The organism is Shewanella polaris, from assembly GCF_006385555.1.
In the GTDB taxonomy this organism is placed as follows: Bacteria; Pseudomonadota; Gammaproteobacteria; order Enterobacterales; family Shewanellaceae; genus Shewanella; species Shewanella polaris.
Genome location: NZ_CP041036.1, coordinates 3,140,104 through 3,161,416, shown reverse-complemented (window position 1 = coordinate 3,161,416; position 21,313 = coordinate 3,140,104). Strand labels below are relative to the sequence as shown.

General features: G+C 40.8%; 21 protein-coding genes. 17 read left to right on the top strand and 4 right to left on the bottom strand.

Going from position 1 to position 21,313, the window contains the following annotated elements; all coding sequences use genetic code 11:
- Positions 1–86: 86 nt before the first annotated feature.
- The 13 genes from flhA to FH971_RS13640 all read left to right on the top strand — a co-directional run bounded on the left by flhA (position 87) and on the right by FH971_RS13640 (position 13,149).
- Entirely contained in the window at positions 87–2,186 is a 2,100-nt protein-coding gene (gene flhA / locus FH971_RS13700; RefSeq protein ID WP_140234671.1) for a flagellar biosynthesis protein FlhA, read from the top strand.
- 29 nt (positions 2,187–2,215) lie between these two features.
- Positions 2,216–3,601 carry a flagellar biosynthesis GTPase FlhF gene (flhF, locus tag FH971_RS13695; RefSeq protein ID WP_140234670.1) on the top strand — a complete coding sequence of 462 codons (1,386 nt, stop codon included), beginning with the start codon at positions 2,216–2,218 and terminating at the stop codon, positions 3,599–3,601.
- A 4-nt stretch (positions 3,602–3,605) separates the two neighbouring features.
- The gene (locus FH971_RS13690; RefSeq protein WP_137227441.1) at positions 3,606–4,490 is read left to right on the top strand and encodes a MinD/ParA family protein; all 885 of its coding nucleotides are present in this window, start codon (positions 3,606–3,608) and stop codon (positions 4,488–4,490) included.
- Positions 4,483–5,202 (top strand): RNA polymerase sigma factor FliA, encoded by a 720-nt coding sequence (locus tag FH971_RS13685; RefSeq protein ID WP_140234669.1) that lies wholly within the window; start codon positions 4,483–4,485, stop codon positions 5,200–5,202. Before FH971_RS13690 ends, FH971_RS13685 begins: the two co-directional genes overlap by 8 nt.
- A gap of 44 nt (positions 5,203–5,246) precedes the next feature.
- A complete protein-coding gene (gene cheY / locus FH971_RS13680; RefSeq protein ID WP_011919599.1) occupies positions 5,247–5,630 on the top strand; it encodes a chemotaxis response regulator CheY in 384 nt (127 codons plus the stop codon).
- Between the two features lie 13 nt (positions 5,631–5,643).
- The gene (locus FH971_RS13675) at positions 5,644–6,381 is read left to right on the top strand and encodes a protein phosphatase CheZ (RefSeq protein WP_140234668.1); all 738 of its coding nucleotides are present in this window, start codon (positions 5,644–5,646) and stop codon (positions 6,379–6,381) included.
- Positions 6,382–6,396: 15 nt separating this feature from the next.
- Positions 6,397–8,589, top strand: coding sequence for a chemotaxis protein CheA (locus FH971_RS13670; RefSeq protein ID WP_140234667.1), 2,193 nt, complete (start codon positions 6,397–6,399; stop codon positions 8,587–8,589).
- A 30-nt stretch (positions 8,590–8,619) separates the two neighbouring features.
- The gene (locus tag FH971_RS13665; RefSeq protein WP_140234666.1) at positions 8,620–9,813 is read left to right on the top strand and encodes a protein-glutamate methylesterase/protein-glutamine glutaminase; all 1,194 of its coding nucleotides are present in this window, start codon (positions 8,620–8,622) and stop codon (positions 9,811–9,813) included.
- Complete coding sequence (locus FH971_RS13660) at positions 9,806–10,270, top strand: membrane anchored protein in chemotaxis locus (RefSeq protein ID WP_140234665.1); 465 nt, start codon at positions 9,806–9,808, stop codon at positions 10,268–10,270. The genes FH971_RS13665 and FH971_RS13660 overlap by 8 nt, the downstream gene beginning before the upstream one ends.
- A 45-nt stretch (positions 10,271–10,315) precedes the next feature.
- Positions 10,316–11,110: a ParA family protein gene (locus FH971_RS13655; RefSeq protein WP_140234664.1), complete on the top strand. Its 795-nt coding sequence runs from the start codon at positions 10,316–10,318 to the stop codon at positions 11,108–11,110.
- Positions 11,094–12,161 (top strand): chemotaxis protein CheW, encoded by a 1,068-nt coding sequence (locus tag FH971_RS13650; protein ID WP_140234663.1) that lies wholly within the window; start codon positions 11,094–11,096, stop codon positions 12,159–12,161. The genes FH971_RS13655 and FH971_RS13650 overlap by 17 nt, the downstream gene beginning before the upstream one ends.
- Positions 12,162–12,163: 2 nt before the next feature.
- Positions 12,164–12,658, top strand: a complete 495-nt coding sequence (locus tag FH971_RS13645; protein ID WP_011636681.1) for a chemotaxis protein CheW — start codon at positions 12,164–12,166, stop codon at positions 12,656–12,658.
- A 92-nt stretch (positions 12,659–12,750) separates the two neighbouring features.
- Positions 12,751–13,149: a DUF2802 domain-containing protein gene (locus FH971_RS13640; protein WP_140234662.1), complete on the top strand. Its 399-nt coding sequence runs from the start codon at positions 12,751–12,753 to the stop codon at positions 13,147–13,149.
- 81 nt (positions 13,150–13,230) lie between these two features.
- Here FH971_RS13640 and FH971_RS13635 read toward each other — a convergent pair whose 3' ends face one another.
- Complete coding sequence (locus tag FH971_RS13635; protein ID WP_140234661.1) at positions 13,231–14,607, bottom strand: RsmB/NOP family class I SAM-dependent RNA methyltransferase; 1,377 nt, start codon at positions 14,605–14,607, stop codon at positions 13,231–13,233.
- Between the two features lie 248 nt (positions 14,608–14,855).
- Positions 14,856–15,527, bottom strand: a complete 672-nt coding sequence (locus FH971_RS13630; RefSeq protein ID WP_140234660.1) for a DUF2461 domain-containing protein — start codon at positions 15,525–15,527, stop codon at positions 14,856–14,858.
- A 467-nt stretch (positions 15,528–15,994) separates the two neighbouring features.
- Between FH971_RS13630 and FH971_RS13625 the strand changes: the two genes are divergently transcribed.
- From FH971_RS13625 to FH971_RS13610, 4 genes are all read left to right on the top strand, one after another.
- On the top strand, positions 15,995–16,426 hold the full coding sequence (locus tag FH971_RS13625; RefSeq protein ID WP_137226505.1) for an ATP-dependent zinc protease family protein: 432 nt from the start codon (positions 15,995–15,997) through the stop codon (positions 16,424–16,426).
- Positions 16,427–16,429: 3 nt separating this feature from the next.
- On the top strand, positions 16,430–17,335 hold the full coding sequence (gene rimK, locus FH971_RS13620) for a 30S ribosomal protein S6--L-glutamate ligase (protein WP_137226506.1): 906 nt from the start codon (positions 16,430–16,432) through the stop codon (positions 17,333–17,335).
- Positions 17,335–18,348: a succinylglutamate desuccinylase/aspartoacylase family protein gene (locus FH971_RS13615; RefSeq protein ID WP_140234659.1), complete on the top strand. Its 1,014-nt coding sequence runs from the start codon at positions 17,335–17,337 to the stop codon at positions 18,346–18,348. The genes rimK and FH971_RS13615 overlap by 1 nt, the downstream gene beginning before the upstream one ends.
- 211 nt (positions 18,349–18,559) lie before the next feature.
- Positions 18,560–19,249, top strand: coding sequence for a fumarylacetoacetate hydrolase family protein (locus FH971_RS13610; RefSeq protein ID WP_140234658.1), 690 nt, complete (start codon positions 18,560–18,562; stop codon positions 19,247–19,249).
- A gap of 98 nt (positions 19,250–19,347) precedes the next feature.
- On the opposite strand, the gene FH971_RS13605 is transcribed toward FH971_RS13610, so the two are convergent.
- Both FH971_RS13605 and pfaD read right to left on the bottom strand, forming a co-directional pair.
- On the bottom strand, positions 19,348–19,605 hold the full coding sequence (locus tag FH971_RS13605) for a hypothetical protein (protein ID WP_137226509.1): 258 nt from the start codon (positions 19,603–19,605) through the stop codon (positions 19,348–19,350).
- 64 nt (positions 19,606–19,669) lie between these two features.
- A complete protein-coding gene (pfaD, locus tag FH971_RS13600; RefSeq protein WP_140234657.1) occupies positions 19,670–21,298 on the bottom strand; it encodes an eicosapentaenoate synthase subunit PfaD in 1,629 nt (542 codons plus the stop codon).
- Positions 21,299–21,313: the final 15 nt, after the last annotated feature.

Below are 21,313 nucleotides of genomic sequence, written 5' to 3'. Positions count from 1 at the left end.
AGTGGCTCAATTTTTGCATTATAGTTTTATTGGCGTCAAATATCAGTACTTTATTTCGCAATAGACTATACGAAGGGTTTACCTCAATGGATGCAAAAGCAGCTTTCGGGCAATTTAAACAAATAAGACTAGCGACATTTAAAGGTATTGGTACACCTTTATTGGTGCTTGCGGCGCTGGCAATGGTGGTGTTACCCATTCCTGCTTTTTTGCTCGATATCCTTTTCTCATTCAATATCGCGTTAGCATTAGTTGTGTTGCTTGTTACTATTTATACCGATAGACCCCTCGATTTTGCTGCATTCCCTACCGTATTATTAGTGGCTACCTTGTTAAGGCTTGGCCTTAACGTTGCTTCTACTCGAATTGTATTGCTTGAAGGTCATAATGGTGGTGATGCTGCCGGTAAAGTGATCGAAGCTTTCGGTTCGGTAGTTATCGGTGGTAACTATGCAGTCGGTTTAGTGGTGTTTCTTATTTTGATCATCATTAACTTTGCCGTTGTAACTAAAGGTGCTGGGCGTATTTCTGAGGTGAGTGCTCGCTTTACCTTGGACGCCATGCCTGGTAAACAAATGGCCATTGATGCCGATTTAAATGCCGGTACTCTGACTCAAGATCAAGCACGTATTCGTCGCGCTGAAGTCACTCGAGAAGCTGACTTTTACGGTGCTATGGACGGTGCTTCAAAATTTGTAAAAGGTGATGCGATCGCTGGTATTATGATTTTAGTTATCAATATCTTAGGTGGATTCGTTATCGGTATTGTGCAGCATGATCTAGACTTTTCTAGTGCTGTAGAAATTTATACGTTATTAACCATCGGTGATGGTTTGGTTGCACAGATCCCTGGTTTATTATTATCTATTGCCGCTGCTTTATTGGTGACTCGTCAAAATGAGTCTGGTGATATGGGCCAAATGATGTTTAGTCAGATGTTTGACAGTCATAAATCATTAGCCATTGCCGCTGGGTTATTATTTGTTATGGGTATCGTGCCAGGTATGCCCCATGTTGCATTTTTAACATTTGCATTTATTACCGCAGGTGCTGCTTACTTTGTTTACAAGCGTAACGTAGATAAAAAACAAGCTGCATTGACACTAGCGACTAAAGGACCTGTTGAAACTAAAGATAAAGAACCTAAAGATTTAAGTTGGGATGATGTGCGTCATGTAGACACCATTGGACTTGAAGTCGGTTATCGCTTAATTCCATTAGTTGATAAGTCCCAAGGTGGTGAATTATTAGGCAGGATCAAAGGCGTACGTAAAAAACTGTCGCAAGAATTAGGTTTTCTAGTTCCTGCTGTACATATTCGTGACAATCTAGATTTATCACCTAATGCCTATCGCATTTCGTTAATGGGCGTCGTGGTTGGGGAAGCTGAAGTTAGGCATGATTGTGAATTAGCGATTAATCCTGGCCAAGTATACGGTAAGCTTGATGGGATTGAGACTCACGATCCAGCCTTCGGTTTAGAGGCTGTATGGATAGCACCTGAGCAACGTGAACATGCGCAAACATTGGGCTATACCGTAGTTGATACCGCAACAGTGGTCGCGACGCATATTAGTCAATTATTGAGTAATAATGCTGCAAAACTATTAGGTTACGAAGAAGTTCAGCAATTAATGGATATGCTGGCCAAAAATTCACCTAAATTGGTTGATGGTTTTGTGCCAGATGTTATGCCTCTGGGCTCGGTGGTTAAAGTGATGCAAAACTTACTTAATGAAGGTGTATCGGTACGTGATTTACGCACTATAGTGCAGACATTGCTAGAGTATGGAACTAAGAGTAATGATACTGAAGTGTTAACGGCTGCCGTGCGTATTGCGTTAAAACGTATGATAGTACAAGAAATCTCTGGTCCAGAACTTGAAATCCCTGTCATTACATTGGCGCCAGAGTTGGAACAGATGTTGCATAAGTCTATGCAGGCTACCGGCGGTGAAGGACCTAATATTGAACCGGGCCTTGCAGAGCGTATGCAGCAGTCGTTATTAGATGCTGCTCAGAAGCAAGAAATGGTAGGGCAACCGGCCATTTTATTGACATCTGGCATGCTTAGGTCAACGCTGTCACGATTTGTTAAATACACTATTCCAAATTTACGAGTGATTTCTTATCAAGAAATACCAGACGAGAAGCAAATACGAATTGTTTCAGCTGTAGGTCAATAGTGATAATGTCAGTTTTTAGAGGTGCATAAGTGAAAATTAAACGATTTTTTGCCAAAGATATGCGCGCAGCATTGGCCCAAGTTAAAGAAACGCTAGGTTCTGACGCTGTCATTATGTCAAACAAGAAAGTCACTGGCGGGATAGAAATTGTCGCGGCAGTTGATTATGACGAACCTAAAGCCGCTATTGCGTCACAAGCGCCGACCAGCAGTTTTATGGATGTGAGTGACGATAGAGTATCACTAGGTGCTAAACCTGCTGTAAAAGCTCAATCTAAGGTTAGTCCACCGCCAGCGGCTGACTCACTGCAAGCATTACTTGAAAAACAGCATAACCGCATGACTCAGCAGATGTCAGTGCGTCAAGATGAGCCAGAATTACCTGAATGGGCTCGTCAATTAGAAGGCGCAAAGCCAGCTAAATCAGCTGCAACTTTTCAACCACAAACCACCGCGGAACATTCTAAAAGAACCAATAAAAATCAATCTGCTGATATGGAAGAGTTGCGCGAAGAGATGGCTTCATTACGAAGCCTTTTGACCCATCAAGTATCCTCATTAATGAAGGATCAAAAAAAGCGCACCGACCCGGTTGGTGCCATGCTTGAAAGCAAATTGATTGCAGCTGAGTTTTCTCCAGCAGTAGCTGCTAAACTAGCAGGATTAAGTCAACATTACTCTCCAGCAGATTTAGTGAGAGCGTTACCACAAAGTTTAGCTAATCTACTTGATAATCAAGGTGATGATATTGTCAAACGTGGTGGTGTTGTGGCATTTGTTGGACCTACTGGTGTCGGTAAAACAACATCTTTAGCTAAAATAGCAGCAAGATTTGCTGCCCATCATGGCCCAGAACAAGTTGCATTAATTACCACAGACCATTATCGAATTGGTGCCTATGACCAATTAGCGACTTATGGGAAAATTATGGGCTGCCCAGTTAAGCAAGCAAATGATTTAACTGAGTTGGAACAAATTCTTTATCAGTTTAGAAATCGTAAATTAGTGTTAATTGATACAGCAGGTATGGGACAACGTGACATGCGTCTGTATCAACAACTTGATAATTTGACTGCAAACAGTAGGATCCCTATTCGGAGTTACTTAGTATTATCTGCGACAGGTCAACGTCGTGTATTACAAGATGCTGTAGAGCACTTTAAGCGGATTCCATTATCTGGTGCTATTTTGACTAAATTAGACGAATCGATATCAATTGCAGGTGCATTGAGCGTATTGATTCAAAATGAGTTACCATTGAGTTATGTTACAAACGGTCAACGTGTCCCTGAAGACATGAAAGTGGCTGATACATTAGAATTAGCGAAGCAAGCATTAGCAGCATTAAACGAAAAAGAACAACAGACGTCACAAGACCCAGTGTGGTCTAATGACACAGCCTATGCATTTGAGTGAAAATATGACTCGGGATCAAGCAAGTGGTTTACGTATGATGAATCAACCAAATAATGATAAAGTGAAAGTAATTGCCGTATCCGGTGGTAAAGGCGGAGTGGGTAAAACCAGTGTGTCAATTAATACCGCGGTAGCGCTAGCTGAAAAGGGCAAACGTGTATTAGTGCTTGATGCCGATTTAGGTTTAGCCAATGTCGATGTCATGCTTGGGATACGTGCGGAGAAAAATTTATCTCATGTTTTGTCCGGTGATGCCGAATTAGATGACATCATCGTACGTGGGCCTAAAGGTATTGGTATTGTTCCAGCAACGTCAGGTTCTCAAGCGATGGTTGAGTTAACACAAGCACAACATGCCGGGTTAATCCGAGCATTTAGTGAAATGCGTACTCAGTTCGATATTTTAATTGTGGATACTGCGGCAGGCATATCAGATATGGTGCTGAGTTTTTCTCGTGCATCACAAGATGTATTAATTGTAGTATGTGATGAACCGACGTCAATTACTGATGCCTATGCATTGATTAAAATTTTAAGTCGTGAACATGGTGTGTTCCACTTCAAAATTGTAGCAAATATGGTGCGTAGTTTACGAGAAGGTATGGAATTATTTGCTAAACTAAGTAAAGTAACGGATAGATTCTTAGATGTTGCTTTAGAATTAGTGGCAACTGTTCCATTTGATGAAAATTTACGAAAATCTGTTCGTAAGCAAAAGTTAGTTGTTGAAGCGTATCCTAAATCACCTTCAGCTATTGCTTACCAAGGATTAGCCAATAAAATTATGACTTGGCCTGTACCACAACAGCCAGGTGGTCATCTAGAGTTCTTTGTTGAACGTCTTGTACAACGTAAACCGATACAAGAAGAAGGAACAACGAGTGAATAAAGCCGCTGCGTATACTCAGTTCGATAACAAAACGTCTATTGTTGAACAGTATGCACCGCTGGTAAAAAGAATTGCCCATCATATGCTGGCAAGATTACCAGCATCGGTGCAACTTGATGATTTATTACAAGCTGGGATGATGGGGTTACTTGAAGCCTCATCTAAATTTGATAACAGTAAAGGTGCTAAATTTGAAACCTTTGCGGGAATCAGAATTCGTGGCGCAATGATAGATGAAATTCGCCGTGGTGACTGGGTTCCACGTTCAGTTCACCGTAATAATCGTCGTGTTGCCCAGGTTATTGACGAATTAGGACAACAGTTTGGACGTGATGCTAATGACACTGAAATTGCTGAAAAACTTGATATGTCGCTCGATGAGTACCATCATATCTTAAATGATGTTTCTGTTGGTAAAATCATAGGCATAGAAGATCTTGGTGTTTCGCAAGATGTGTTAGTCACTGACAACGAACCGTCTGATAAAACCTTTGACTCACTTGCTGAAGTTCAATTCCAATCTGCGCTGGTTGCAGCAATTAAAACATTACCAGAAAGAGATGCCTTAGTGTTGTCGTTATATTATGACGAAGCATTAAATTTAAAAGAAATTGGTTCAATCCTTGAGGTTAGCGAATCGAGAGTAAGCCAGATATTAAGTCAGGCCATGCTCAGATTAAAAGCAAAACTTAAGCATTGGACACAAGAATAATAACTTATTTAGAGCAAACGAGTATCAGCTCACCGGAGGAAACCTTGGACAAGAATATGAAGATTCTCATTGTTGACGATTTTTCAACAATGAGGCGTATCATTAAGAACTTGTTGCGAGATTTGGGATTTAATAATACCCAAGAAGCAGATGATGGCTCAACAGCCCTACCTATGTTGCAAAAAGGTGATTTTGATTTTGTGGTAACAGACTGGAATATGCCGGGAATGCAAGGTATCGATTTGCTTAGAGCGATTCGTGCTGATGATTCTTTAAAGCATTTACCTGTATTAATGGTAACCGCAGAGGCTAAACGTGAACAGATTATTGCAGCTGCGCAAGCCGGTGTTAATGGTTATGTGGTTAAACCTTTCACCGCGGCGACGTTAAAAGAAAAGTTAGATAAAATCTTTGAACGACTCGCATAAGAAAGGATAAGTCATGCAGGCATCAATATCGGGGTTAATCACTCTCGAACAAGCCCAAGGACTTGTTGAACTGCTTACTTCTGGTAAGCAAGACGAAGCCGATGATGTAATCAGGGAGCTTGCAATGCCATTGCAAAGTGAGCTTTTTGAAGAAGTCGGTAAGTTAACTCGACAACTCCATAGTGCACTAAAAGATTTTCAATTGGATAACCGTATATCTGAATTAGCCAATACCGAAATACCGGATGCTAAAGAAAGATTGAATTATGTTATCGATATGACAGAACAAGCTGCAAATAAAACGATGGATGCAGTTGAAGAATGTTTACCTTTGGCCGATACCATTATTAGTAACATACAATCAGTGACTCCCATGTGGGATAAATTGATGCGTTGTGATATCGAATTGGGTGAGTTTAAATCACTTTGTCATGATGTTCAGCAGTTTATGTCCCATAGTGAGCACGATTCTAATCGTCTTCGTGAGTTATTAAATCAAATTTTGATGGCACAAGACTTCCAAGACTTAACGGGTCAGATGATCCGTAGAGTGATAGATTTGGTTCGTGAAGTAGAAAGTAATTTGGTCTCAATGCTAACGGTATTTGGTGATCATATTACCGAATCATCGCCAACTATAAACGATAATAAGATAGAAGCAGAAGGTCCCATCATGCATGCTGAATTGCGCGAAGATGTAGTGACTGGTCAGGATGAAGTAGACGATCTTCTATCAAGTCTGGGTTTCTAATTAGGAGTCAATTTAATGTCCTTTGATGTTGATGAAGAGATACTCCAGGACTTTTTAATTGAAGCTGGCGAGATTTTAGAGCTTCTACAAGAGCAACTTGTTGCTCTTGAAAATAATCCTGATGACAGTGATTTACTTAATGCTATTTTCCGTGGATTCCACACTGTTAAGGGTGGCGCAGGCTTTTTAAGCCTAAAACCCATGGTTGATGTGTGTCACGAAGCTGAAAATACGTTCGATTTATTACGCACGGGCAAACGTGGTGTAAATGCAGAGTTAATGGATATTATTTTGCAAGCGGTCGACGCTATTAATACCATGTTTGCTCAAACTCAGCAGGGGCAAGAACAAGATTCTGCAGATTCCGAGCTACTCGCCAAACTCAAATTATTAAGCTCAGGCGCACCTTTACCTTCAGAAATGACAGTTGAAGAACTTGAGCCTATTGAGAATATTGTAGAATCCAGCGAACCTGAACACATCGAAGATATTACTTCTTCATCAGGGGGAGTGTCTGGTTCCGGCAGTATTGATGATATTGATGAGTCCGAATTTGAGGCATTACTTGATGCTTTACATGGTACTGGGAAAAGTCCGGTATCATCTAAAGCGGCTGATGTTAAAAAAGATAATGTAAAGCCAGCGGCGGCAAGTAATAGCGACGAAATTACGGATGACGAGTTTGAAGCATTACTAGATGAATTACACGGTTCTGGTTCACTCACACAGAAATCTGATCCACTTGTTCCAGCTAAGCCACCCGCAAGTACTCCTGTTGTTGAACCTCTTGTTGATTCAGATGAAATTACTGATGATGAGTTTGAACGTCTTTTAGATGAGTTGCATGGTAAAGCGAGTGCCCCAGCTGTAGCTAAAACGCAAGCCGCATCTGTCACTGCTGCTAAAACAGAAACTAAAAAATCTGTAGTGGCACCTGTCGTCAAGCCTGCTGCAACGCCACCGGCAGTCACGCCAAAGGTTGAGCCAGTTAAAGATAAGGCTCCTGCGAAAGCGCCTTCTGTTCCACAAGGCGAAACAACGGTTCGTGTAGATACTGCTCGTTTAGATGAAATCATGAATATGGTTGGTGAGTTAGTATTAGTACGTAATCGATTGGTTAGTTTAGGCATTAATCGTGAAGACGAGGAAATGTCAAAGGCCCTCGCAAATCTTGATTTAGTTACCGCTGATTTACAAGGCGCGGTGATGAAGACTCGTATGCAACCAATCAAGAAAGTATTTGGTCGATTCCCTCGTGTGGTTCGTGATCTAGCGCGAACGTTAAATAAAGAAATCGATTTAATTATGATTGGTGAGGATACGGATCTTGATAAGAATTTAGTCGAGGCATTAGCCGATCCTTTAGTCCATTTAGTGCGTAACTCAGTCGATCATGGTATCGAAATGCCGATTACGCGTGAAGCAAGTGGCAAATCTCGGACAGGTACTATTACTTTATCTGCTAGCCAAGAAGGTGACCATATCCTGCTTAAAATTGAGGATGATGGTGCAGGAATGGACCCTGAGAAACTAAAACAAATTGCAATCAGTCGTGGTGTGTTAGATGAAGATGCCGCCTCGAGAATGACTGATAACGAAGCTTATAACCTTATTTTTGCCCCAGGCTTTTCAACAAAGGTTGAAATTTCAGATATTTCAGGCCGCGGAGTGGGTATGGATGTGGTGAAAACCCGCATTAACCAACTCAACGGTACTGTTTATATTGATTCGATGAAAGGCAAGGGCACGGTACTTGAAATTAAAGTGCCATTGACCTTAGCTATTATGCCGACATTAATGGTTGATGTTTCTAATCAAGTATTTGCATTACCATTATCGAGTGTGAATGAAATCTTTAATTTGGATTTAAAAAATACCAATATTGTTGATGGCCAACTGACGGTTATTTTCCGTAATAAGGCTGTACCACTATTTTATTTAGAGCATTGGCTGCACAGTAAAAAGTCGACGTTTAAACACGGTGACAAAAAACGAGGCCATGTTGTGATTGTTCAGCTCGGTACTATGCAAATTGGTTTTGTTGTTGATGCGTTGATTGGCCAAGAAGAAGTGGTCATTAAACCGCTTGGTAGCATGTTACAAGGTACACCAGGAATGGCTGGCGCGACAATTACATCTGATGGTGGTATTGCACTTATTTTAGATGTCCCTGGGTTACTAAAACATTATGCAAAGAGCAGAAAATAACAACAAAAGTTCCATTATTTAAGGACTTAAATGGCCATAAAAGTACTAGTTGTAGATGATTCTAGTTTTTTTCGACGTCGAGTCAGTGAGATTGTTAATCAAGATCCTGATCTCGAGGTCATTGCCGTTGCTGTTAATGGCAAAGAAGCTGTTGATATGGCTGCAAAGTTAAAGCCTCAAGTCATTACGATGGATATTGAAATGCCTGTGATGGACGGTATAACTGCTGTCCGTGAAATCATGGCTAATAATCCTACTCCAATTTTAATGTTTTCATCATTAACGCATGATGGAGCCAAAGCGACTCTTGATGCGTTAGAAGCCGGCGCATTAGATTTTTTGCCTAAACGTTTTGAAGATATTGCCACTAATAAAGATGATGCAATTTTTTTATTACAGCAACGAATTAAAGCATTAGGGCGACGTAGAATGTATCGTTCTAGTACGTTAACGTCTACTTCTGTAAATGCACCTGAACCTCGTCGAACAACGGTTGCTGATAAAGAAGCAAAGCCGTTATCTCGTCCTCTAAGTAGTCGTTTGAATTCAACCACTGCAACTCGTTCAAGTATAGCGACTCCAGTTCCGGAACGTCAGACAGCTAATCAAGCCACCTCTTCAGTATCGTCTATTCGAGCCAGTGGCAAGCAATATAAAGTCTTATTGATTGGAACATCAACAGGCGGTCCGGTGGCATTACAAAAAGTGTTAACCGCATTTCCAGCCAATTATCCCCATCCGATAGTGTTGATCCAACACATGCCTGCGGCTTTTACGCCTGCATTTGCTGCACGGTTAAATACTTTGTGTAGAATCGAAGTCAAAGAGGCCGAAAATGGTGATGTAATACGTCCTGGTTGTGCCTATTTAGCGCCTGGGGGAATGCAATTGATGATTGATCGAAACGGTATGAGCGGAAGGTTAAAAGTGATTCCAGGAACCCCTGAAATGAATTATAAACCATCTGTGGATATTACTTTTGCGTCAGCATCTAAAGCTTTTGGCGGTGATGTTTTAGCCGTTATATTAACGGGTATGGGAGCTGATGGTAGAGAAGGGGCTAGAATGTTAAAGTCTGCTGGTGCTACTATTTGGGCACAAGATGAAGCGAGTTGTGTGGTATATGGAATGCCGCAAGCTGTAGCTTCAGCGGGGATATCCACTCACTCTATTGCGCTAGAACATATGGCTGAAGCCATTTTAAAAGAGTCTAGTCGTGGCTAAGTCTGAATACTCTTTACAGACTAAGCTTATGCTGGGACTGTTTTTATCCTTTATTGTTATATTAGTATTAGCGGGTTTATATATTAATGCTCATCGTAAAGTCACATTATTAGAGCAAGATGTTTTACGTTTAACGGCTTCTCAAGTATTGTTGATGGTACCTGAAGACCAAGCTGCTAATATTGCTCATTGGTTGACTCAACACCCTGAACAGACACAAGCAATGATATCGTCTGCAAGAAAAGATCAAACACAAAGCGTGTTATTGGGACCAGGAGCTTTAGATAGTGAATCGCTAACTGAAGTTGATAACACTAAGAATGATACTGATGCTTCTGCTGAGTTGAAAAGGCAAGACGTTATAGTATCGGAGAATGCTCAAGGGGTTAAAGTGATCCGCTTATCCAACGGTGGTATTCGTGTAACAACCCGTGATGATAAGCAAGATAAACAGTAGTCATTATTCGATAACCGCATCATTATGATAAGTTGAGAGGCTTTTTTGAAAGTATGGACGGTAGCTAACCAAAAAGGTGGCGTAGGTAAAACCACCACAGTAGCCAGTTTAGCCGGGTCATTGGTTAAGCGTGGTCAACGTGTGTTGATGATTGACACCGATCCTCACGCCTCTCTTGGCTATTATTTGGGTATAGATTCTGACGAAGTGCCTAGTTCACTTTATAATGTATTTTTGCAGCATCAGTCGTTGACCAAAGAGTACATTTTACAAAATGTTATTCCAACTCAAATTGAAGGTTTGGACATTATTCCGGCAAATATGGCGTTAGCGACATTAGACCGATCATTAGGCCATCAAGAAGGAATGGGCTTAGTGCTACGAAATCTATTAGCATTGGTTGAAGAACAGTATGATGTGGCTATTATCGATTGCCCACCCGTTTTAGGGGTGCTAATGGTTAATGCATTAGCGGCAAGTAATCATATTATTATTCCTGTTCAAACTGAGTTTTTGGCCATAAAAGGACTTGAGCGTATGGTAAAAACCATGGAAATCATGGGACGCTCTAAAACAACTCGTTATAGCTATACTGTTTTACCCACTATGTATGACAAACGTACAAAAGCCTCCCCAATAGCACTGCAATTTTTACAGGATCAATATGGTCCAATGCTCTGGCCTGATGACGTGATTCCTGTGGATACTAAATTTAGAGACGCGAGCTTGGCTCATTTACCAGCATCACATTATTCTGCCAGTAGCCGAGGTGTAAAAGCATATAATCGCCTGCTAGATTTTTTATATTCTCGGGAGTTCAATCATGTCAAAATCGGTTGATGAAACTGTTTTTGATTATTTCAGTCTTTTATTACAGGAACTGCCAAAAGTTATTCCTGAAAAAAGCTCTGAGATAAAACAAACTATTCCTGTGGCTCCCGTAAATGATATCACTAGTAGTTCTGTCAATTTAAGTGCAGCAGAAATAGCATTATCGGCTCATTATTCACAATTGACATCTTCGAAATCTGCTCCTGTTATTGCTAATAAGAGGTTATATGCTGAACCGACTACCAATGTTGATAAACTTGCGTTGGAAAAATTACTGTCTGCGGTGTCTAAACCCAAAACAGAAGTTGATATATCGCAACAAATTAAAGCTAGCTCTGATCGTGTTCGTCAAGCTATCAGTCAGATTGAACCCAAAACGGTAGCGGATAATGTAGAAATACAAAAAACACAACTAACGGTTAAAGAAATCAAGCCGTTAGTCGATATAAAAATTAATGAAAGTTCACGTACTGACATAAAAGACGCTATTATTAAGCATGATCAGTTGGTGGCGGAGGCAGCGGTACATGAAAACACTGTGCCACAAACTCAGGTTGGGCATCAACCGCCGAGTATTACTCATGATTTACAAGAAGTACTCGATGATGAGTTTCAAGTGTTATTCTTTAATGTCGCGGGATTAACGTTAGCTGTTCCACTGGTGAGCTTAGGTGGAATTATTAAAATTGAGAAGATAAACCATCTGATTGGTAGGCCCTCTTGGTTTATGGGAGTGCAAACCCATCGCGACAGTAAAATAAATGTGGTTGATACCTGTGCATGGGTGATGCCTGAAAAATATACACCAGAATTAGCACAAGCTGTAAATTATCAATATCTTGTTATGCTTGAAGATAGTCAGTGGGGATTAACGTGCGAATCGTTAGTTAATGCCGTTAAAATAGATAAATCACACGTCAATTGGCGTGAAAAACCGGGTAAGCGTCCTTGGCTTGCTGGGGTAGTAAAACAACAAATGTGTGGCATTTTACATGTTCAAGCATTAATCAAAATGCTTGATGCAGGTTTAGGTTGTCAGGATTCGATTGACCGAGGTTAACTATGAGCAATTCTAGAAGTGTAGCAGCGGCTACTGCAGCTAAAGACGATTTAGTATTACAATGGGTTATATTTAAGCTAGATAATGAAACCTACGGTATTAACGTAATGCAAGTTCAAGAAATATTACGTTACACCGAAATTGCTCCTGTACCAGGTGCACCAGATTATGTGTTAGGGATTATTAACCTCCGCGGAAACGTGGTAACCGTAATCGATACACGTTCACGTTTTGGTTTGCCATCAGCTGAACTAGATGATTCTACTCGAGTGGTTATCATTGAAGCTGAAAAACAAGTTATTGGTATTTTGGTTGATAGCGTCGCTGAAGTGGTTTATTTACGTCGCTCAGAAATTGATAACGCACCGAATGTGGGTACTGAAGAAAGTGCTAAATATATTCAAGGCGTGAGTAATCGGGATAATGAACTATTAATTTTAGTTGATTTAGATAAGTTATTATCTGACGATGAATGGGTTGAATTAACTCAAATTTAAACACCTTCTAATAAAACAAGCCAACCTAATGATTGTTGGCTTTTTGTTTTGCTTTAGCTTTGTGTTTAGGTAATTCCAACATAGGTATATTAATGGGTGATGAATTTCTAATTGCAGCTTTAGTGTACGTGATTGCATGTCTTGGCTTGGTTCTTTATTTACAAAAACAGTCGAGTAAATTGAAGAAAAAAGTTGATGCTCTGACAGTACTTGTAAAAGAAAGTGATCGTCAACGGGAAGCTGTTAAGCGTGAATTACACGAATTGCGCAGTGGTACAATCGGTGTTGGTAGACGGGTTGTTGAATTAGAGAAAAAACTTTCTAAACAATCTGACATGCTTGAAGAAGCCAGCCAACAAGATCCACAAGCAAAATTATATTCTCGGGCTGTTAAAATGGTGGGCTTAGGCGCAGGAATTGATGAGTTAATGCAAGAGTGCGAACTGCCGAAAGCAGAAGCTGAATTGATACTTCGTATACATCGCAAATAGTCGAGTGTTGCCTGTCTAACTTTCCATAATAAAAAAGCCATCAATATGATGGCTTTTTTAGTTTATCTTTAGTGAAGTATGCTATTTACGACGCATCTTAGCGACAAACATACCATCGCTATCAGCTTGCTGAGGCCAAATTGTTAACATATCGCATTGTTGGCCGGTAAAAGGATGGGTGACTGATTCTAGCTCAAACTCAGTGGTTTCAGATAAGAAGTCTTGCACTATTTGCTCATTTTCACTCGGTGATAAAGAGCAAGTTGCATAAATCAATTTACCGCCTGATTTTACTGCTGCGGCACTACGACGTAAAATGGCTAATTGTAGTATTGGTTTGTCTATTATCGCACTGGCATCATCAAGCCAGCGCATATCAGGATTACGACGCCAAGTACCAGTACAGCTACATGGAGCATCAACTAAAACACCATCAAAGGCATTAGCATCTACTGGTAATTCATCGCCCTTCCAAGGTACAACACTAATGTTCTCAAAACCTGCGCGATTGGCGCGTTTACGTAGTTCTTCTAATGGTTTGCGGCGAATGTCAGATGCAATAATGTTGCCAGTGATGGGGACATTTTGTTGTGACATTAATGAGTATAACTGCAGGGTTTTACCACCAGCACCACTGCAAGCATCCCACCATTTTTCATGGCTACTTGGTTGGCAAATTTGGCCAATGACTTGCGAGGCTAAATCTTGAATTTCAATATGACCTTGCTTATAAAGACTTATCTCATTTAGGTTAATACTTTTATGGCCCAAACTTATGGCATCTGAAAAGTAACGGCTAGCTTCTGCTTCAACACCCGCTTGTCTAAGAGACTCAATCACTTTTGCTGTCGACAGTGTTTGTGCACGAGCCCATATTGGTGGTCGACTGCTCATTGCGTTAACAACAGCATATTGTTCGGCTTCTACGACAGGACAAAGCTGCCAAAACCATTGTGGTAACAGTTGGGTGATTTGGCTGGTAGTAATGCCGCTTAATGTTGCAAATGCGCTCAATTTGTCATTCAAAGATGCTTTGTGTTCTAGTTGTATTTGGTCTGCGCGAGTTTGAGGCCATTGTGCAAATTCATTCCAAGCACTGATTATGTCACTCCACTGATGTTGCTCTAACATCGCACAGGTGCTTAGTTGTTGAAACCAGGTAGAATGTTTTTGACCTGAGTCTAATTGGTTTAACCAGCCCCTCCAACGAAATAGCCCAAACAAACTTTCACGGATCACTCGTCTATCTTTAGAACCATGCTTTTTATGTTCACGAAAATATTGGCCGATGATTCTATCTGCAGGCATGCTTGTGGTAATGACCTGGTCAAATAGCATCGCAATGGTTGTAGCGTAACTTAGGGCACGTTTTTGTGCTGGTGTGGTCACAGCGATGTCTTGCACATATTTATCGTCTGATGTTGTTGCGTTAGACATGGCGGGAATATTATGACTCATGAATTGACCTGAGGTTACTGGACAGCAAATAACAATATGCTGTTCTGAAGACTATTTTCTGCTAGTTTAACATGGCTTATCTAAATGATGCTCTAAAACTGTGATGCTACAAAATCACCTAATACTTAATGGTAATCTTCTAAAGTGAATGACTTCAGAAGATTACCATATAATTGTGCTATTACATTTCCAGTAACAATAGTGTCAACGGAGTAAAACTCTCTTGTTGTCACAATTGTTACTGATAATTAAAAGTCTAAATCTAATGCAAAACATAAGTAAGCCATCAAGGCGCGTGTATGTTGATATTCTTGGTTACAAAATTCAACAAAATCAGCCTGACATACTTGTTGTGAGCTAATTGGTTTGATGGCAATAAAGTCTTTGCGTCTGAGCTCGTCAATCATTGGGTGATTTTTATCAAATCCTCGTGGAGGTCTAATTAAACTATCTCCCGTTAATTCAAATCCTGCTTGCGATAGTTGAGCCAATGCTTTTTGATAAGCATTAGGGTTTTCATCAATACAATGACGAATGGCATTGAGATATTTTGATTCTGGGTGCCAAATGCCCGCGGCAATGAAGCATTCATCATTAGCGATGTGAACATAAAACCCCGGAGCATGGACATCTTTGGCTTGAAAGTGTTTAAACTGAATGCCGACATTAGTTTTATAGGGTGTTTTATCTTTACTAAAGCGACTGTCGCGTTGTGGACGCATTAAGCTACCACCGACTTTTTTAGCCACAGCGGTGAAGCGTGGAGACATGCCTAAAATAGGCCCTTGCATGGCTTCTATAAACTGTAATGCTGGTGTTCTAACTTGATCTTCGTATTGCTGTTGATTGGCTTTGAACCATTCTCTATCGTTGTTAATGGCTAAGCTGTTTAAAAAGTCGAAACTGAGTTGGCTGAACATGGTAATACCTTTTTAACAATAGCGATGCTGAATGATGTGATAGTTTTTCTAACATGTTAAACAATGTTTGCCATGAGTGAAATAGGATATATTGATTTAAGTCATTAATATTGTGAGTATTATTTGAACACTTTTATATTAACTGAGTATTTGTAGTGTTAAAACACCAAGTAAGCTTTGTTTTTTAGTGCTTTTGATATTATTTTATTATAATTGTAACTTACTGACATAAATATTTTTTTTAACTATTTTGTTGATGTTAATTCGATATAAATAACACCTTAGTGCTAAAGTTGTTGCTAAGGCTATTTTATTGGTGTAAAAACCTGTTTATTAACATCCTATATAGTAATATTTGTCTATTTAGCCTGTCTCGAATGAAGCTAAACATGACGTTTATTCAAACATTGATTTTATTGAATGATTACACTTGGAATGAATAATTCCTCTATAAGAAAGGATTGACCATGACTGAACATTCCCTCGGAATTGTGGGTTGGCGTGAATGGGGTACTTTTCCTGATATTGGCAATGAACGAGTCAAAATCAAAGTGGATACAGGGGCAAAAACATCCTGTTTACATGCATTTAAAATAAAACCGTTTCAAAAAAATAACCAAAAATGGGTAAGAGTCTGGCTTCACCCTGATCAAGATTCAGATCGTGAAGTTGTGTGTGAGTTTAGTGTATTTGATCGACGAGATGTCAGCGATTCTGGTGGCCATGTCACCAAACGCTATGTGATAAAAACACCTATCCTTATTGGTGAGGAACTTTTTGATATCGAATTGACCTTAACTAATCGAGATCACATGAAATTTAGAATGTTATTGGGGCGTCGTGCATTAGCCGGGCGTTTTTTGGTCAATTCAGCAGAGTCGTTTTTAGCAGGAGAATAACAAATGCACATAGCAATTATGTCGAGAAATAAAAATCTATACTCGACGAGTCGATTAAAAGAAGCTGCAGAAGCTCGTGGTCATATTGTCAATATTGTTGACCCATTAAAATGTTATATGAACATCAACATGAATGCGCCAAGTATCCATGTGCGCGGTGAAGAGCTACCAAAATTTGACGCCGTTATTCCGCGCATCGGCGCATCGGTCACCTTTTATGGCACTGCAGTATTACGCCAGTTTGAGATGATGGGAACTCATCCATTAAATGAGTCGGTTGCCATTACTCGCTCACGGGATAAGTTACGCTCATTGCAACTATTATCACGTAAGAACATTGGTTTACCAGTAACAGGCTTTGCTAACAAACCGGCAGATATCCCCGATTTATTAGACATGGTCGGTGGCGCCCCTTGTGTGATTAAGCTACTTGAAGGAACCCAAGGTATTGGGGTCGTTTTAGCTGAAACGCGTAAAGCTGCAGAATCGGTTATCGAAGCATTTATGGGCTTAAAAGCCAACATTATGGTGCAAGAATACATTGCCGAAGCAGGCGGTGCAGATATTCGTTGCTTCGTGATTGGTGACAAAGTGATAGCGGCAATGAAACGTCAGGCGTTACCAGGTGAATTTCGTTCAAATCTGCATCGAGGCGGTTCTGCTAGCATTGTTAAGCTCACTCCAGAAGAGCGCTCAACGGCGTTACGTGCTGCTAAAACAATGGGGCTAAATGTTGCAGGTGTCGATATTTTACGCTCAAAACACGGTCCTTTAGTAATGGAAGTTAACTCATCTCCGGGTCTTGAAGGTATCGAAAAAGCTACCGGTATTGATGTCGCAGAAAAAATCATTCAATTTATCGAAAAAAATGTAAAACCTTCTAGTACAAAAACGAAAGGAGTTGGTTAATGGCAAAAAAGCACGAACCGTTCGTTTTCGGTGATGTTAGTGTAGCGGCAGGCACTCAACAAAGTGTCAAATTGCCCGCAGCAAAACTGTATAATGATACACCGATGGATTTGCACGTTGAAGTCTTTCACGGCACTAAAGCGGGCCCTGTTTTATTGGTTTGTGCAGCCATTCACGGTGATGAGTTAAATGGCATTGAAATATGTCGACGCTTGCTCGGTCGTGTTAATGCTAAAACCTTAACGGGAACCTTGTTAATTGTTCCCATCGTTAACGTATTTGGTTTTATTCAACAATCTCGTTATTTACCGGATCGCCGCGACTTAAATCGCTGTTTTCCGGGCTCTGCTAAAGGCGCGTTAGCAAGTCGTCTCGCGCATTTATTCAGTAGTATTTTAGTTAAACGAGCGACACATATTGTCGATTTACATACCGGTGCTATCCATCGAGATAATTTACCGCAGATCCGTTGTGACACCGATGATAAAGTGATGCTCGACATGGCAAACGCCTTTGGTGCACCGGTGATAATGTCATCAAAAGCACGCGAAGGTTCAATGCGTGGTTACGCTAATAGCCTTGATATTCCTTGTATTTTATATGAGGCAGGCGAAGCGCTGCGTTTTAGTGATATGTCGATTAAGTCTGGCGTCAATGGCGTTATTAATGTGATGCGCTGTTTAAGTATGACTAAAGGCAAAATTAAAACTAAAAGTACCAGTGTTAATGCTAGTCGCAGTTATTGGGTTCGCAGTGAGTCAGATGGATTAGTTAATATTAAGCTTAAATTGGGCGAGCGTGTATCAAAAGGCCAAGTGTTAGCCAATATTGTTAACCCTTTGGGCGGTGAGCCATCGCCTTTGCTCGCTCCTACTGACGGGATTATTATTGGTAACAGTAATATTCCGGTGACGAATGAAGGTGAAGCCTTGTTTCATATTGCCCAATTTAGCGGTGATGAAATAGAAATTATCAACGATAACCTTGATGATTTTATGCAAGAATACGCTTAGTTTTTTGCTATAAACATGAATCGCGTTGGACTAACCCCATGCGATTCATTGATTATCCCTCATACTTTGTATCACACCGTTTAATTAATGACTCATTGACTCATAAAATGATTTTTTCTTAGATAATCAAAAATATTAATTGCTCATATCCTTGTGTAACGCTTATCCTAAATTAACGATTTTAGAGGTATTTCATTTTGAAGAGGTTAATGTGGGTTTACAAACGGTAGTACTAAAACAACAAGACGATCATCAATTAATCTCCCCATCAAAAATCATTTGTATTGGGCGTAATTATGCAGAGCATATTCACGAACTCGGTAATGACATTCCTGATGATATGGTAGTGTTTCTTAAACCAAACTCAGCCATTACTAACACCTTATGTAGTCAATTAGGTGAGCCTTTACATTATGAAGCCGAATTGTGCTTTATGGTGAATAATGGTCATTTTAGTGCGGTTGGTGTTGGGCTTGATATGACCAAGCGTGAGCTGCAAACCAAGTTGAAAACCAAAGGTTTACCGTGGGAGCGTTCTAAAGCTTTTGATCGTTCGGCGTTATTTAGCGAATTTATTGCTATAACTGCAGATATAAAAGATTGGTGCTTTCAATTAACCATTGATAATGTCGTGACGCAATTAGGTCATCAGCAATTAATGATGTACCAGCCACACGCTATTTATAACGCCGTCAGTGAGTTTATGACCTTAAACGATGGTGACATTGTGATGACTGGCACACCTAAAGGCGTAGGTGTGGTGACAGAAAATGCTACTTTTGAGCTGAGCTTATGGGCTAATGTGCCATTTACTGTATTTGAAGCTGCACTGTCGGGGGATAAATCGATTGAACAGCTTTGTGGTAACCCTGAAATCGTTAAGCAATGGCAGGCAAAATAGCGTTAGGCCGTGAAATAAAGAATGCTCGAAAAAAATGACCATCTTATTAAAGAAGGTCATTTTTTATGAAGGCATTAAATTGGCTCGCTTAATTAATGCTATTTCATTAACGCTACGGCTTCCATGTCTAGCTCAATGTCAGTGCAACCTTTAGCGCAATAAATCCCAGGGGCTTTGGTACTTTTTGGTGCTTTTTTAGTGTTAGGCGGTAATTGCAGCGTCAGCGGTTTACTACAGTCGCTGCAAGTTGCGCTGTTACCTTTGAGCATGCGTTTTATCAGATTTTTTTGTTGATTAAATGATGCCAATGTCGGGTCATTAATCGCTGAAAAATCGAGTTTCTGGGTATCGCTCATCTCGGTTCCTATCTTTCTAGTTGATCTCGCAATAAAGCGCGATCAATCTATTTCATTTAGTCGATCACTTTACTTGGTCAATTGGGCGCCAGCGTTGTAATGCTACTGGAAGGCTAACACCTTGTGCCGTTAATAAATTAACTCGGGCCAAATAAGCTGCGCCATGCATTAAGTGTTTGGCTAAGTCTACTGCATGACGTTGGGTGTAGTCATCTAAATAACTGCCTTTAGCCCATGCGTTAAACGCGCCGAGTGCCGGACCTGCCCAGATTTGATAATCCATCTCGCGACCAAGCTCACCAGTGTTTGACCAACGGCTTGATAAACCTAAATACCAACGGAAAATTAACGCCATTTTACGTTTAGGGTTATCTTTAGCGCGCTCAATTTGTTTTGGATCTCGCTCATTAAAATGCGCTACCGTGCCAGCCCAAATATCATCGAGGCTTGAGCGGAATACTTGCTTTTCAAGCTTTTCACGTTCCTCTCTTGGAATGGCTTCAATCGAGTCATAGCGGGTATAAATTTCATATAACTTGTTAGCGCGCATTGGGAATAAGGTGCCGCGCTTTACCACTTGCAGCTTAACGCCCATTTCGAACATATCGGCAGCAGGTGCCATAGTCACATCGGCCATTTCTGTGGTGGCCAGTAATTTACGAGTATGCTCGCTGGCTCCGGCTTCGACACAGGCTTGGTTGATTGAACCCGTAACAATATAAGCTGCGCCCATATGAAATGTCGCCAGTGCTGCGTCAGGCGTGCCAACACCACCACCGGCACCAACACGAATAGGGGTCTTATACTTGTATTGTGCTTGTACTTGATCTTTTAATGCCAAAATAGTGGGCAATAAAGTGACTAATGGTCGATTGTCGGTATGACCGCCTGAGTCTGCTTCAGCAGTAATATCATCAGCCATAGGCACTAGCTGAGCCAACTCCATTTGCTCTGCGCTGATAAGTCCTTCATCAACCAACTGTTGCAGTATTTTAACGGGTGCAGGCTGCATGAATTTAATCGCCACTTCAGTACGGCTGATTTTCGCAATCACTTTATTGTCTATTTGCACATCACCGTTTGAATCACGGCTTAAGCCGGCTGCACGATAATAGACAATTTGCGGGGTTAAACCTAAAAAGGCAGAGGCCTCAACAGTGCGCACTTTGTGCTTTAAAAATAGCTCGACACTGCCACGCTCAAGTGCTGGTTCACTTGGGCTGTGAATTAAATTAAATGCGTATGGACCATTTGGTAATGCCGTTTGAATACGGTTAATGGCTTGTTCAACTCGAGATGGAATTAACCCAGCTGCGCCAAACGAGCATAAAATACCAGCCTGACCTAATGCAATAACCAGTTCTTCAGAAGAAATACCATTGGCCATCGCACCAGCATAATAGGCAAATTTTACCCCGTGAACGCGGCGAAAATTACTGTCGCCTAAGCTTTGGGTGCCAAGGGCAGGGGCAAATGCGCTGACTGGCAGAGCATTTGCTGCAGTAATAGCATCGGTTACGACTTGGGCTTGCTGAGCAACCCCTAAGCCTTGTTGTGTGTCGTTAACCACATAACACGCTTGTGATAAATCTTTAAGCTTTTTGTCCATGCCTACTGGGTCAAAACTGACGTGTTGCTGGCTAACTTGCCATGGCCAAGGAGAAAGCTTTTCGTTATGCACTTGAGTTGTCATTATTATTCCTTTTTG